12 protein-coding genes are annotated in these 13,700 nt (G+C 52.6%); all 12 read right to left on the reverse strand.

Annotation, left to right across the window (positions count from 1 at the left end; genetic code table 11):
- Positions 1–72: 72 nt before the first annotated feature.
- The 12 genes from ACAW87_RS18320 to ACAW87_RS18375 all read right to left on the reverse strand — a co-directional run bounded on the left by ACAW87_RS18320 (position 73) and on the right by ACAW87_RS18375 (position 13,676).
- Positions 73–1,422 (reverse strand): DUF937 domain-containing protein, encoded by a 1,350-nt coding sequence (locus ACAW87_RS18320; protein ID WP_370725090.1) that lies wholly within the window; start codon positions 1,420–1,422, stop codon positions 73–75.
- A 214-nt stretch (positions 1,423–1,636) separates the two neighbouring features.
- The gene (gene xseB, locus ACAW87_RS18325; RefSeq protein WP_370725091.1) at positions 1,637–1,828 is read right to left on the reverse strand and encodes an exodeoxyribonuclease VII small subunit; all 192 of its coding nucleotides are present in this window, start codon (positions 1,826–1,828) and stop codon (positions 1,637–1,639) included.
- Between the two features lie 124 nt (positions 1,829–1,952).
- Positions 1,953–3,152, reverse strand: coding sequence for an exodeoxyribonuclease VII large subunit (locus ACAW87_RS18330; protein ID WP_370725092.1), 1,200 nt, complete (start codon positions 3,150–3,152; stop codon positions 1,953–1,955).
- A gap of 141 nt (positions 3,153–3,293) precedes the next feature.
- The gene (gene arsM / locus ACAW87_RS18335; RefSeq protein ID WP_370725093.1) at positions 3,294–4,262 is read right to left on the reverse strand and encodes an arsenosugar biosynthesis arsenite methyltransferase ArsM; all 969 of its coding nucleotides are present in this window, start codon (positions 4,260–4,262) and stop codon (positions 3,294–3,296) included.
- 104 nt (positions 4,263–4,366) lie between these two features.
- Complete coding sequence (gene arsS / locus ACAW87_RS18340) at positions 4,367–5,416, reverse strand: arsenosugar biosynthesis radical SAM (seleno)protein ArsS (protein ID WP_370725094.1); 1,050 nt, start codon at positions 5,414–5,416, stop codon at positions 4,367–4,369.
- Positions 5,417–5,468: 52 nt separating this feature from the next.
- A complete protein-coding gene (locus ACAW87_RS18345) occupies positions 5,469–5,801 on the reverse strand; it encodes an arsenosugar biosynthesis-associated peroxidase-like protein (protein WP_207329058.1) in 333 nt (110 codons plus the stop codon).
- A 117-nt stretch (positions 5,802–5,918) separates the two neighbouring features.
- Positions 5,919–6,980, reverse strand: a complete 1,062-nt coding sequence (pheS, locus tag ACAW87_RS18350) for a phenylalanine--tRNA ligase subunit alpha (protein ID WP_370725095.1) — start codon at positions 6,978–6,980, stop codon at positions 5,919–5,921.
- 155 nt (positions 6,981–7,135) lie between these two features.
- Positions 7,136–8,296, reverse strand: coding sequence for an exo-beta-N-acetylmuramidase NamZ family protein (locus ACAW87_RS18355; RefSeq protein WP_370725096.1), 1,161 nt, complete (start codon positions 8,294–8,296; stop codon positions 7,136–7,138).
- Between the two features lie 117 nt (positions 8,297–8,413).
- Entirely contained in the window at positions 8,414–10,573 is a 2,160-nt protein-coding gene (locus ACAW87_RS18360; protein WP_370725097.1) for an ATP-binding protein, read from the reverse strand.
- A gap of 31 nt (positions 10,574–10,604) precedes the next feature.
- The gene (locus ACAW87_RS18365) at positions 10,605–11,633 is read right to left on the reverse strand and encodes a threonine aldolase family protein (protein WP_370725098.1); all 1,029 of its coding nucleotides are present in this window, start codon (positions 11,631–11,633) and stop codon (positions 10,605–10,607) included.
- A gap of 46 nt (positions 11,634–11,679) precedes the next feature.
- The gene (locus ACAW87_RS18370; RefSeq protein WP_370725099.1) at positions 11,680–12,492 is read right to left on the reverse strand and encodes a 5'-methylthioadenosine/adenosylhomocysteine nucleosidase; all 813 of its coding nucleotides are present in this window, start codon (positions 12,490–12,492) and stop codon (positions 11,680–11,682) included.
- A gap of 56 nt (positions 12,493–12,548) precedes the next feature.
- On the reverse strand, positions 12,549–13,676 hold the full coding sequence (locus ACAW87_RS18375) for an ATP-binding protein (RefSeq protein WP_370725100.1): 1,128 nt from the start codon (positions 13,674–13,676) through the stop codon (positions 12,549–12,551).
- Positions 13,677–13,700 lie beyond the last annotated feature (24 nt).

Below are 13,700 nucleotides of genomic sequence, written 5' to 3' on the forward strand. Positions count from 1 at the left end.
GCTTTGAATTCGACAGAAAACAAAAAGCCCGCTCACCAGTAGCAGTAAGCGGGCTTTAAAGAAGGTGAATCGTTACTTGGTTATCACCTTGATATTGATCTTTTTCTGGGGTTGTTTGCCAAGCTCTCCCACTTTCACGCCGGTGCCTAACCCGATGGCATCGACGCGCAGGTAGTTGATACCAGACCCAACCAACTGTTGCTTAATCGCATTGACGCGCTTGAAAGAAAGCATTTTATTGGTGAGCCCAGCCGCTGGGCCAGGAGCATCGTTGGCGTATCCCTGTAACTGGATTTGTAGAGTAGGTCGGGCCTTCAGCAGGGCGATCAGTTCGTTTATTTGCCCCTGCGAAGTAGGAGTCATGCTTAGTGATGCGGGCTGAAACGTAACGCTCGTGAGTCCAAAGACACGCCCTTTAGGCTGTGCAGGATCGTTCAGGTACGTTGTCATTGCGGTGTTGAATGCCGCATCTGTTGTGGTGGGGGTGCCAATGCCGGTGGCTGTGGTGGCCGATGAAGCCGTGGCTGGCGCAGGCCGGTTTATGACGGTATCGACTGGTACAGCCAGTGATCGGGCTACCGTGTCAGACTGGGCCGAATCGCCGAGAACGGATGAACTCTCGCCGGTTGAAGAGGATGAATCAGACGAGAAATAATTCTTGCTGTTTTGCCAGATCAGATAGCCTCCAAAACCAATGACGGCTACGATAACCGCACCAATCAGCCATTTGCCAGCCGATCCTTCCGATTCTGTATCGGGGACTGGCTCAAAGGATACTGTTGATGTAGGAACAGGCCTGATGGGTGATCCGCTGCTGCTTCGGGGGGGAAGCGATTGGGCTGTACGTTTGGCGGGGGCGGCTACGCCAGCTACTATCTGCTGAATGCCTACTTTTTCGACCAGTTGCGGAAACAGTTTTTCTGGTACGGCATTGATAAACGCTTCACGCTGGTCAAAAAGTGAAGCGGCCAGCCCGTCGGCGTCTAGCTTTTTTTCTTTTACCTGCCGTCCCAGCACGTCGAGCACAACACCGGCGGTGAGACCAAGCAACGAGATAGCCGACGAATTTCTAATGCCGGCATAGCTGGAGATCATACCGGCAATAGAGCTTTTCATAGCAGGCAGTAATCGGCTTATCGCTTCATTGCCGGTCGTGATCACCGCATGGGTCTGCGTCGCATCTTTCAGAACGCTGTTCAAATTGGCGGTGAGTGAACCATCGTAGCCACTTTTCTGGAGTTGGCTAAAAAGTTGATTAACACCAATTTCGGTAGTGGTCCGTTTTAAGAGGCCACCAAAAACAGTATGCACCAAGCCTTCGACGGCCTTTGTGGTTTTTTCCGCAGGCTCATCCTCGTACAAGGCAATCTTGGCCAGTACCTCAGGGGTAAGCACTTCGTTAAACGCACCAAATAATGTCATGATGATAGGTCAGTATACAGTGACTATACGAAGGCCCACTTGCCAGGGCTATTTCGTTAGTTTTGTTGATGTCGGTGGATGGGTTACTGCTGAATGTAAGGGCATGATTAGCGGACTTGGAAGTCCTGAATATTACACGCCACTCCATACATCTTGTCCCAAAATTAAACACACTTTTCCAATGCTTACCACTCAATCATTTATAAATGTTGGGTTACTGCCTTTTCTGCAACTGAATCAGGGCTTGTTGATAGTCGTCGTCTACCGCTCGGAGCCGCTGTTGACAAAAAGCGATCAGTTCAGTAGCCTGCCGAATCCGGCCTGGTAATTCGTCGAGTGGTACAGCTTCGTTCTCTATCTCGTCAACGAGCGAAGTCAGTTGTTCGTATGCTTCCTGGTATGTCATTTCAGTTGTCAGTTAGTAGTGATCAATGAACAATTATCAGTTATCAGTTATCAGCGCTGCCTGGGTACGCTATGCTATACGCGGGAGAGGTTCCTGAGCGGAGCCATTGTTCATTGTTCATTGTTCATTGTTCATTGATAACTGATAACTGAACAGTTCCGTCGGCAAATTGGGCTTGTACCTCGTCGCCCGGGTTGAAGGCATCGGCACGGGTCAGGATCTGCCCGTTTCGGCTGAGCATGGCGTAGCCACGGCGTAGTACGTTGACAGGGTCGAGGTGGCGGACCGTGGTGGTTTTTTCGGTAAGCTCGGTATGTCGGTTGCGCAGGTACGTCTGAGTGCCATATCGAAACCGGTCGGTCAGCATATCTACCTCTTCGCGGGCGTTCTGCATGGCTACCCGACTGGCCTCTGCCACGCGGTACGCCATTTGCAGGCAGTTTTCTTCAAACAATCGGTTGTGTTCGATCAGAAAAACGGCGGCTTTGGTGGGTGTTTTTACGCTCTGGTGACACAGCATATCGGTGATGCTGACGTTGCGGTCGTGGCCAATACCGGCCAGAATGGGGTAGGGGCAACTGGCAACGGCAACCCCCATACGTAGCGTGTCGAACGCGCCGAAATCGAGCTGCGAACCGCCACCCCGCACAATCACAACGGCATCGTAGGGCACCTCGCACCGAATAATCTCGTCTAGTTGCGCGCAAATGGCCTTATCCGCGCCCTGCCCCTGAACCTGGGTTAGGTATTCGTCGACAAAGAAGTGATAGCCCCAGGGGTTGTTGGCCAGTTCCTGCCGAAAGTCGCGCCAACCGTCGGAATTTGGGGCGGTGATCAGGGCAATGCGCTGCATAACCGAAGGCCGGTCGAGCATCTGGTTGCTGGTGATATACTGCCCCTGATCCATCCAGACGTACTGCGAATGTTCCCGAACGAGCGTGTCGAGCACTGCCTGCCGCTCGCGTTCGATGTTCCCCAGCGTGTAGGCATGGTCGATCTGGTGAATCTCCAGCCGCATGCCATAAACGGGGCTGTAGGTAACCGATACCAGCATCAGCAGTTGAATGTTGCGGGCAAAGGCAACGCCGGTAGCCGACTCAAACGCGCGAAGAATGGGGTAATTCTTTCGCCAGATAACGGCGTCGAGCTTGGCTACGGTCTGGTTGCCTTCCCGTTCTACCAGACCCAAAAAGCAATACTGCCGGTCGGGGTAGTTTTTGATATCGCTGGTTTCGGCCAAAACCCACATGGCTTTGCCGCCGAAATTTTCTTCCAGCACAGCCTCAATCGTGTAGGCAAGGTCAGATAAGCGAATGGGAGACATAGGAAGTGAGTATTACGCTTCGTTGTCATTTGCCTACGGCGTCATTAGGTGGTCATTCATTCTCAATCGTCGTATTAATACAATGAATGGCCACCTAATGTCGCCGTAGGCAAATGACAGCGAAACAAAATGACTTTTACATCAGCAGCATCCGCCGCCGTCGTAAAAGTACGTCGAGGGAGAGATGAAAATATCATCGCGGCCCAATGCAGCTAAAGCGCCTGCTGTTTTATCGCAAACGGCCAATGGTTGATTAGGCAACAGCACGTGACCTTTGTGATCATCGAAATGGTCATTATCGCCGTAATAAATGGCGGTGCGGCCGGTGAAAATACACGGTCCGTCGGCGGGCATCGGGTCTTTGATGGCGCACACTTCCACGCTTTCGATGTAGATCAGTTCGTCGGTAGCATACTGGTTTGGCGATAATACGCGGTAAGCCCGTTTGGCACGTACCTCAACCGTACCGAAGCCTACGCTGGTGATTACGTCCAGATAATCTTTCAGCGGTAATGAACCCGTGAGACAAAGCGCACGCAGCCGGTCATCGTTGCGCAGGGCTTCCGACATGGGTTGCTCGCAGGTAGGGTCTGACATCACCAGCCGACCATGCGGTTTCAATACCCGGTACACTTCTTCGAGGGCAACGCGCAGGTCGTCGGCTTTGAAAATATTGAACAGGCAATTCTGCGCCGCCACGTCTACGCTGCTATCGTCGACGGGTAAGGCCAGAGCGCTGCCTTTGCGAATGTCCATAAACTCGCGGCGGAACCAGTCATTTTGAGCCTCGGCCTCCAGCAGGTTATCCTGGCAGGCAACCAGCATCTCATCAACGATATCAACGCCGATAATAGCCCCCGGCCGACGGCTGAAGTAGGCGAATTGGAGTAATTCCATGCCGCCCCCGATGCCGACGTATAACACGGTTGGCTCGTTGACCAGATCGCGCGGGTTCACGGTGCTGCCACAGCCGTAGTTCATCTCGAGCATGCGCTTCGGAATGCTTAGGCCGGGTAACTGCCAAACAGGATTGGTGGTGCAACATAGGCCAACATCAGGTGTTTCAGCAGCCTGTTTATACACGTCAACGGTAGCGTTGAGGTAGGACATTATAAAAGTTTGTGGTTTGTGGTTCGTAGTTTGTTGTTGCTCTGCTAAGGGACGAATCGTGGATCAGCAGCGCAACAATTAACTACAAACCACAAACCACAAACTCAACTGGCCGTCGCTCCTCCACAACTCGACCCGGCTCCGGCGGTGCAGGCGTAGCAGTGTTCATTGATAATGATGCTTCGCTGGTTGAGTGCTTCGGCGTCGAAATCGCGGATGTGGGTGATTGGACTGGCTACGTTGAGGTCGAGCATCTGGTTGAAGTCGCAATCGTAGAGTTGACCGTCCCAGCCGATCGAAATGGTGTTGCGGCACATCACGCCCGCCGCCGCCGATGGGTTGAACGCATTGACCAGCTTTTCCATATAGCCTTCGTAGTTACCCGACGAAATCAGGTAATCCAGGTAGCGGCTCACAGGTACGTTGGTGATGGCGTAGAGGTCGTTGAAAACCAGGCCAAATTCATCGGCCAGAACGCGCTTGAACTGGCGTTTCAAACCTGCCTGATCGCCGGGTAAAAAGGCACCGTTGGGGTTGTAGACCAGATTCAGCAAAAGCCCTGACCCTTCCTGCCCGTAGCCTACATCGTTGAGCATTTTCATGGCCCGGATCGAATCGGCGAATACCCCTTTTCCGCGTTGACGATCAGTTTTGTCGGCGTTATAAAAAGGCAGCGAACTCACGACTTCGATCTGGTTTGCCCGGAAAAACTCGGGCAGGTCGTGGTATTTTGGGTTGGCAACGATAATGGTCAGGTTGCAACGCACAATCACGTGTCGGCCCAGTTTGGTCAGTTCTTCGACAAACCACCGAAAATCGGGATTCATCTCTGGTGCACCACCCGTCAGGTCAACCGTTGGAATGGTCGTTTTTGCCAGCGCGTCGAGGCATTGCTGCATCGTTTCGCGGGTCATGATCTCCTTCCGATCCGGCCCGGCATCAACGTGGCAATGGCGGCAAACCTGATTGCACATCTTGCCCACGTTCACCTGAAAAATCTCGATTTGAGTCGGTTTCAGAGGGAACAGGCCAATGGTGTCGAGTTTGTGGTGAAACGGAGAGAGGCCCAGCTTACTGAACGTGTCGTTCTCAATAAAGTCGAGTTGAGCCGCTGAACTGGCCAGCACATGCCCGGAGGCTTTTAATGATTTCATAGGGAAGAAAAACGGGTTCAACTAAAGACGTTGAGCGGTTAAACCCCATGCCTCACATACTCAATTCTTTAGCTTTGTTCATCATCTGAACGCCATGAACGAGTGTTGCGCCACCCCGAATAGCGGCGGCTACGTGTACGGCTTCCATCATTTCCTGCTCAGAACAGCCCTTCTCGAGTGTATCGCTTGTGTAGGCATCAATGCAGTAGGGACATTGAACCGTATGCGAAACGGCCAAGGCGATCAATGATTTTTCACGGGCGGTTAGGGCTCCTTCGGCGAAAACGGCACCGTAATAGGCAAAAAACTTGTCGGCAAATTCCTTTTGAAACTCGCCAATCTGGCCAAACTTCTTAAGATCGGCGGGGTCGTAATACGTCTGCATGGTCAGGTTTTTAAGAATATACGTGAGAAAGCTACTTTGTAGATGTAACGTATGAGTTAACGAATGTAGCCTTACTTGAATTGTTAACACGTAGCGCCCATTCGTTAATTCATTCCATCAAAGCCCTTCGAATTGCCGGAGGAAACGGACGTCATTTTCAAAGTACAGGCGCAGGTCACGTACCTGGTATTTCAGCATTGTGATGCGTTCGATGCCCATACCGAAGGCAAAACCAGTGTACTCATTGGGGTCTATGCCGCAGTTTTCGAGCACGTTGGGGTCAACCATGCCTGACCCCGCAATCTCGACCCAACCGGTGTGTTTGCAGACGTTGCAACCGCTGCCGCCGCAGATCTGGCACGAAATGTCGATCTCGGCGCTGGGTTCGGTAAACGGGAAATACGACGGACGGAAACGGATCTTGGTGTCTTTCGTAAACAGCTCTTTCACAAAGTGATACAGCGTGTCTTTTAGGTCTTTGAAGCCAACATTCCGGTCAATGTAAATACCTTCAACCTGATGAAACTGGCAGTGTGCCCGCGCCGAAATAGCTTCGTTACGATACACCCGCCCCGGCATGATTGACCGGATAGGTTGAAATTGACCGCCATTGATGGTGCGCACGTGCTCCATTAACCGAATCTGCACGTTCGAGGTGTGGGTACGTAGCAGCATATCGTCGGCCACAGCCCCGCCTGATTTCTGCACGAAAAACGTATCCTGCATTTCACGGGCCGGGTGGTTATCGGCGAAGTTCAGCGCCCCAAAATTGTACCAGTCCGATTCGATTTCCGGGCCGTCGGACACGTTGAAACCGATGCGCTCGAAGATCTGGATGATGCGTTGGCGAACTATGCTCAGTGGGTGTTGCGTGCCGGTCAGGTTCGGAATAACGGGCAGTGTGAGGTCAACGGCGGGTTGTGATCCTGCCTGTTGCTGTTGGGCCTCCACCTGCTCCTGAAAAGCGGTAAAACGCTCCTGAGCCAGGTTCTTGAGACCATTTAGCTGTTGTCCCAATGCCCGACGCTCATCGGCCGCGGCCGTTTTTAGTCCGTCGAAGAGTTCGGTTACCGCTCCTTTTTTGCTCAGGAAGCGCAGCCTGTACTGCTCGAGTTCATCTTTAGTCGTTACGGTCGCCTGTTCAATTTCGGCGTATAGCTGGGCAATGTGTTCGGTCATGGAAGAAAGAAGTTCAATGTTCAAGGTTTAACGTCTAGGCGACCCCGTCTAAAGTTGCGCCGACTTCGGCGTACCAGAGCAGAGTAACTTTAGACGGGGTCGCCTAGACGTTGAACCTTAAACATTGAACGTTAATTTAACAACAAAGATAACCCCTACGGATAAAGCAAATACGTTTTGCGAAGCTGTTTATAGCTGGTAAGGGCGGGTTCCCACGATTGACGGATGGCTTTTTCGGAAACGCCCGCCGTGATCTGTTTACGAATTTGGTCAGTGCCGGCTAGTTTGTCGATGAAGTTTCCCGCCAGGAAGAACTTGCTTTTGTCGGGCGTTTTCTTGTAAAAATCGAGCAGGTACGTGAGTGAAAAACCCAGTTTTTGAGCGTCGATTTTGGTCAGGTCTAGTCCGTAGCACAACTTGCCCTCGTTGGGTGGGTTCATGGCACCCGGCTTATCAACGGGCGTAAATGTGTATGTTTTGCCCGAAGTGGCTCCCAGGTACGTTGGTGAGCCAATCACCTGAAATTGGTTGTCGGTACCACGCCCAACGCTTACTATGGTGCCCTCAAAAAAGCAGAGCGACGGGTACAGCAAAATCGACTGACGGTTGGGCAGGTTTGGCGAGGGGGCAATGGGTAGCGTGTAGGGCGTCTGGTGCGTGTAGTTCTTCACCGGTACCACAGTCAGCGTGCAGGTACGTCCCCCGGCCAGCCATTTTTCGCCGTTGATCATCCGGGCCAATTCGCCAACGGTCAGGCCGTGCACAATCGGAATCGGGTGCATGCCTACGAACGATTTAAACGCCGGGTCGAGCACGGGGCCGTCGATGTAGTGACCGTTGGGGTTTGGGCGGTCGAGCACAATCAGCGTTTTTTTTGCTTCGGCGCAGGCTTCCATCACATAATGCAGCGTGCTGATGTAGGTGTAAAAGCGGGTGCCCACATCCTGAATATCGAAGATCAGTACGTCCAGCGAGTCGAGCATGGCCTGACTGGGCTTGTAATCTTTTCCGTAGAGCGACACAATGCTGATGCCTGTCTTGGGGTCTTTCGCATTACTGATTTTTTCGCCCGCGCTCGCTGTTCCCCGAAAACCGTGCTCGGGCGCAAAAATGGTGCGAATGTCTACGCCCAGCGCCTTCAGGCTATCCACCACGTGTGTCTTGCGGATGGTCGATGTCTGGTTAACGATCATGCCCACCCGTTTGCCGGTCAATGAGCCCAGATAAAGTTGGGTTTGCTCAGCCCCCGGTTGTAACGGCTTTTTCTGCGCCAGAACGGGCAGTGAGAGGAACAGGAAAAAGAGGATGTATTTCATATGGGGAAAAGTTTGTGGTTTGTAGTCCGTTGTTTGTGGTTGTGCGTTGCTACTCCACGATTCACTCCTCAGCAGCGCAACCACAAACCACAAACCACAGACTACAAACTACAAACCCTACACTGGTAATCGAATGATAAATGTGGTTTGTTCGCCGGGGGTGGTTTCTACGTCGAGCGTGCCGCCATGGCCTTTGGTAATGATGTCGAAGCTGAGGCTGAGGCCTAGACCGGTGCCTTCGCCGGTGGGTTTTGTGGTGAAAAACGGCTGGAATATTTTGCGTTGTAACTCCTCCGGAATGCCGTTGCCGTTGTCCTGAATGCGTAGTTCAATGCCATCGGCATGCTGTTTGGTTACGAACCAGACCGTGGGGAAATAACCCGTGGGATTTGCCTTTGCTTTTTCGCGAACGGCATAGAAGGCGTTATTGAACAGGTTCAGTAATACCCGCCCTACATCCTGACTAACCACCATGACCGGTTCGAGCAGCGGGTCGAGGCTAGTGTGGAGGGTGGCGTTGAAGGCTTTGTCTTTGGCGCGCAGACCGTGGTAGCTCAGCCGCAGGTATTCATCGCCGAGGGCGTTTAGGTCGGTTTGTTCTTTGTCTCCGTTGGTAGCGCGTGAATGTTGCAGCATACCCTTCACAATGCTGGCTGCCCGTTGCCCGTGGTGGCTTATTTTGCTGACGTTCTGGTGTACGTCGCCCAGGAGTTCGGCTTCCAGTTCAAGGTCACGCTCCTCGTTGGGGCGAGCCTGTTCCTGCTTCAGTTCGTCGAGCAGTTCGGTAGACACTTCGGCGAAATTATTGACGAAGTTGAGTGGGTTCTGAATCTCGTGGGCAATACCAGCCGTTAGTTCGCCCAGTGAAGCCATTTTTTCGCGCTGAACCAACTGCGTTTGGGTTTCGCGCAGGTTCTGCAGCGACTGATTCAGCTTGGCTGTACGCCGCGCTACCTGCTGTTCCAGCAACTCTTTTTGTTGCGTTAGGATGCTTTCTTTCTCCGTAGAAAGTTTTTCAACTTCGGCTAGTCTGCTCTGGAGGGCGTCGTTTGTCTGATCGTGTTCTTTCGCCAGCAGAATAGCCAGCACCGTTGGGATCGAAATAGACATGATAGTGCCAAAAATCAGGAGGATATTTCCGTCGGGAATAATCTTCTTCATCGAGAGGATACCCACGATACCGAAACCAACAATAAGCACCACGATTAAAACAGAAACGCTGATCAGGACCAAAACGGCATTATATCGTTTATCCCGAATAGCAATCAGGGTAATTCTGAACCCGTCGAGGAAGAGTAAGAACGAGGCACTGCCCCGTATAAACCCAAGCGCTACGGTAACCCAGCGGATTTGCATGGGTACGTAGGTAATCAGGGCTGTGAACAGCGCGAAGCCCGCCAGTAAGCCGAAAATGAGCCCTCGTTTTTGTTGCAGGTAGCTGTAATAGGTGGCCAGCAGCATCACGGCGAAACCGGTACTGAGCAAGGTGCCCAGGTAGTCTGCCCAACTGGCCAGGGTTAGGCTATATACATAGTTAGGCAGGTCATTGGCAATGGTTCCCAAACAGAACAGGAACATGGTTGTGCCAAAAATGAGGTTGATCGATTGGCGGCGGTAGATATAGTAGAGGAAATGAATGGCAGCCAGCATCAAAAACATGCCCAGCGTCAGGTAAGCCTGTAATGAACTGCTATGTATGTTGTCGGCAATAGAAACGGCGAAACCCGTGGGCGACTCGAATTCGATACTGAATACGGGTTGTTTTTCGATGTACTGGGGCACGTACCATGGGTTTGGGTACGTGGCAAAACGCACGGCCAGTACATGAGGGCCAGCGGGTAAGGCGGGGAAAGTGTACATTTCGCCCCGTACCCGCTTGTGTTTCACCGTATTTTTGGCCGACGTGCCCACTACCCCCAGTTTAGTAAAGGGTTTCCCGTCGATGTACAATTCGGCTGCTCCGTTCTGGAAAACGAATAACGGCAGCGGTCTATTCGCCACCGATGAATCGAGGTCGATAGTGAGTCGAAACCAACTGATACCGGCCTTGGCAACCTGAGGCAATCGGTCAATAGATCGGGTGGTTTTTACGGTATCCCAGCGGCTGTCATCAAAGGTTGGGGCAGCCCAGGCCGGATTGTCGCCCGCGTGCCAGCGGAAAGCTACCCTTGGCGTGAGTGACCCGGTGGGTACGCTGTCTATCCTAAATCGCCCCGGCTGAGCTAATCCTGAATAGTTCAGGGCAACAAGTAGTACTAGAAGTAGAGCAATGCGCATAGGGATAGCCGTGGTGGTGTTCGACCGCAAATTACACCAGTACACCAAGTTTTGAAATGGTCTCCTCAAACAACATTACATCGTCGTCGGTCAGGTCCAGGTGCGTTACGAAGCGGACTAACTGGGGGCCGAACGTGACAGCCAGTATGCCATGCTCTTTCAGTTTGGCCACATAGTCGGTGTTGGTTATGCCATCGGCAAGCCGCACAATGACGATGTTGGTTTCAACGGGCAGTAATTCGGCTACTTCGGGTTGATTGACCAGAATCTGCCCAATCTGCCGGGCGCGCGAATGATCAATTTTCAGTCGTTCCACATGATGATCGAGGGCGTATATACCGGCGGCGGCCAAAAAGCCAGCCTGTCGCCAGCCGCCGCCCATCAGTTTGCGAAATCGCCTTGCCTGCGCAATGAACGTACCTGACCCCAGTAACAATGATCCCACCGGACACCCCAGCCCTTTCGACAGGCAGATGCTGATGGAATCGAACAGGCGGCCGTAGGCTTCGGGGGCGTCACCGGTTTCGACCAGCGCGTTGAATAACCGGGCACCGTCGAGGTGAAGGGCTAAACCGTGTTCCTGGCAAAGCTGCTGAATAGCGGCTAGTTCAGGCAGGGTATAATAGCAACCACCGCCTTTGTTGATCGTGTTTTCGAGCGTCACCAGTCGCGACACGGGTCGATGTACATCGGTGGGGTTATTAATGGCCGGGAGGATCAGTTCGGGTGTCAGCTTGCCGCGTTTTCCCGGTAGTAGCGCCACCGAAGCCATGGCGTTTACCGCAATGCCACCACCTTCATACAGATACACGTGCGAAATCTGGTCGCAAATGACCTCGTCGCCGGGCCGAACATGGGTACGTATGGCCAGTTGGTTGGTCATCGTGCCCGATGGGCAGAAAAGGGCCGCTTCCATGCCGAAGTGATGCGCCGCTTTCTGTTCGAGGGCATTCACGGTGGGGTCTTCACCAAACACATCATCGCCAACCGGAGCAGCCATCATGGCAGCCAGCATAGCGGGAGTGGGGCGGGTAACGGTATCGCTGCGGAGATCAATCATAAACGTTTTCTAGAACGGGTTAAAGACAGAATAGGGTGTCTGGAATTTACCGGGCGGCTTCCATCATCGACACCACCAATTGGGCTGAGTTACGGGCGGCAATGCCCAGAAACGTGCGCATATCGGCGCGGGCCGAACTGTTGGCCTTATCGCTGAGGCTACGAATAACCAGACAGGGAATGCCTTGTTGATAGCAGATCTGAGCCACAGAGGCGCCTTCCATTTCGGTAGCATCGGCCTGATGGTCGGTTCTCAGTTGGTCTACCCGTTGTTGCGAATTCACAAACTCGTCGCCAGTGACAATGCGGCCGGCCACGGCAATCGGGCCGCGCGGAAGGCCCGGAATAGCCTCGAACCGGCTGGCCTTGGCCGTTTTCAGCGCCAGTGTAAACAGGGTTGAGTCACCGGGGAAATAGCTGGGGTTCAACTCGCCGGTCAGCAGGTTTCGGGTTTGGTTGGTTGGCTTGCTCTCAAACGTGGTCCAGCGGTAATCATGGTAACCCGTTTCGCGCCCAACTACCAGGTCGCCGGGTTGCAGGTCGGGACTTACGCCGCCCGCTATGCCCGTGAAAATAACCTGTTTGGGTTTGAAGTAGGCCAGCGTGAAGGCCGTTGTCATGGAGGCGTTTGTTTTGCCAATTCCGGTCAGGGCTACTACTACCTGCTGCGTACCGAGGCGACCCGTAACAAAGCGAATCCCGTTTTTCGTGATCACAACCGGGTTCTGCAGCTTTTTTTCAACCAACTCCACTTCGGGTCCAAACGCCCCCAACAAAGCGGTTATCGGCTCGGGTTGATACGCCTGTGCCCAACTGATCTGGGTGGTGAAAAAGAAAGCAATGGCAAAGAAGAGACGCATTGTGTGTGTATTAAACGTTGACTGAAGTGGTTAAAGAGGAGCCCCGTGAAGGCTGTTTAGTTGACACCGACGAAGCTTTCGAAGTTATCGCGATGAACAATGTCCATGCGTGCAGGTGAATAGGTTTCCTGGAAAGGTTTGGCAAATCGGACTTTCGCATTGGGGTTCCACTTAAATTCCCAGGCACTGATCGCCCCATCTTGTTCTTCAAGGTAATCTATTTCCTGTTGTTGATGGGTACGCCAAAAGTAAGTGCGCGCCCACTGTCCATGATAATGCAACACTTTTTGCCGTTCACTGATCAGAAAGTTTTCCCACAATGCGCCTATGTCCGTGCGTAAGGCCAACGGTTTAAAATCGGCCAGGATGGCGTTTCGGATCCCGTTGTCGTAAAAATATATCTTTCGACTGCTGCTGATCTCATGCCGAAGGTTGCGGCTGAATGGTTGTAAGCGGAAGATAATGAAGGCCTTTTCGAGCAGGTTAATATAACTCTCAACGGTAGCCCGGTCGATTTGAATGGTGCGGGCCAGCTCGTTATACGATACTTCAGAGCCTACCTGTAACGCCAGAGCAACCAGTAGTTTGTCCAGTAATTCAGGGCGTCTGATGCCGCCAAATGTTAGTAAGTCTTTGTAGAGATAGCTGCTGCTTAGCTGTTGCAAAATGATACGCTCATCGCCAACGCTAGTGACCACATCTGGATAAAAGCCATACAACAACCGGGTTTCCAGTTGCTGACGAGCTGCCAGGAAGCCTACATGACCAACTAGTTCCTGCCAGGAAATAGGGTAGAGGTGAAAGTCAAATTTTCGTCCCGTGAGGGGTTCGTTTATTTCGCTGGCCAGGTCAAGCGCCGATGATCCGCTGACAAGCAGACGTACCTCTGGTAATTGATCGGTTATGAGTTTTAGTGTCAAACCAACATTTTTGATCCGCTGCGCTTCGTCGACAAACACCGTTTTGTGCGCGCCAATGAGTTGCCGTAACCGAGTCAGGCTGGTATTTTCGAGCAAAGCCCGAACTTCAGCTTCATCGGCGTTGAGCAGTAGATAGTTGCCCTCTTCAGAACATAGCTTGTGCAGTAAGGTTGTTTTGCCTACCTGACGTGGTCCGGTTACCACTAGTGCTTTGCCCGAGTGCCAGCGCGCGCGAAGCTGTTTCTCCAGTACCCGCTTTATCATATCTATAATTTGGGGATCGTAATC

It is taken from the genome of Fibrella aquatica (assembly GCF_041321135.1).
GTDB lineage: Bacteria > Bacteroidota > Bacteroidia > Cytophagales > Spirosomataceae > Fibrella > Fibrella aquatica.

What these genes read in the sequence shown, in the direction of transcription:
- ACAW87_RS18320 (WP_370725090.1), bottom strand. Translation starts at nt 1,422, where the DNA reads ATGACATTATTTGGTGCGTTTAACGAAGTGCTTACCCCTGAGGTACTG.
- xseB (WP_370725091.1), bottom strand. Translation starts at nt 1,828, where the DNA reads ATGACATACCAGGAAGCATACGAACAACTGACTTCGCTCGTTGACGAG.
- ACAW87_RS18330 (WP_370725092.1), bottom strand. Translation starts at nt 3,152, where the DNA reads ATGTCTCCCATTCGCTTATCTGACCTTGCCTACACGATTGAGGCTGTG.
- arsM (WP_370725093.1), bottom strand. Translation starts at nt 4,262, where the DNA reads ATGTCCTACCTCAACGCTACCGTTGACGTGTATAAACAGGCTGCTGAA.
- arsS (WP_370725094.1), bottom strand. Translation starts at nt 5,416, where the DNA reads ATGAAATCATTAAAAGCCTCCGGGCATGTGCTGGCCAGTTCAGCGGCT.
- ACAW87_RS18345 (WP_207329058.1), bottom strand. Translation starts at nt 5,801, where the DNA reads ATGCAGACGTATTACGACCCCGCCGATCTTAAGAAGTTTGGCCAGATT.
- pheS (WP_370725095.1), bottom strand. Translation starts at nt 6,980, where the DNA reads ATGACCGAACACATTGCCCAGCTATACGCCGAAATTGAACAGGCGACC.
- ACAW87_RS18355 (WP_370725096.1), bottom strand. Translation starts at nt 8,296, where the DNA reads ATGAAATACATCCTCTTTTTCCTGTTCCTCTCACTGCCCGTTCTGGCG.
- ACAW87_RS18360 (WP_370725097.1), bottom strand. Translation starts at nt 10,573, where the DNA reads ATGCGCATTGCTCTACTTCTAGTACTACTTGTTGCCCTGAACTATTCA.
- ACAW87_RS18365 (WP_370725098.1), bottom strand. Translation starts at nt 11,633, where the DNA reads ATGATTGATCTCCGCAGCGATACCGTTACCCGCCCCACTCCCGCTATG.
- ACAW87_RS18370 (WP_370725099.1), bottom strand. Translation starts at nt 12,492, where the DNA reads ATGCGTCTCTTCTTTGCCATTGCTTTCTTTTTCACCACCCAGATCAGT.
- ACAW87_RS18375 (WP_370725100.1), bottom strand. Translation starts at nt 13,676, where the DNA reads ATGATAAAGCGGGTACTGGAGAAACAGCTTCGCGCGCGCTGGCACTCG.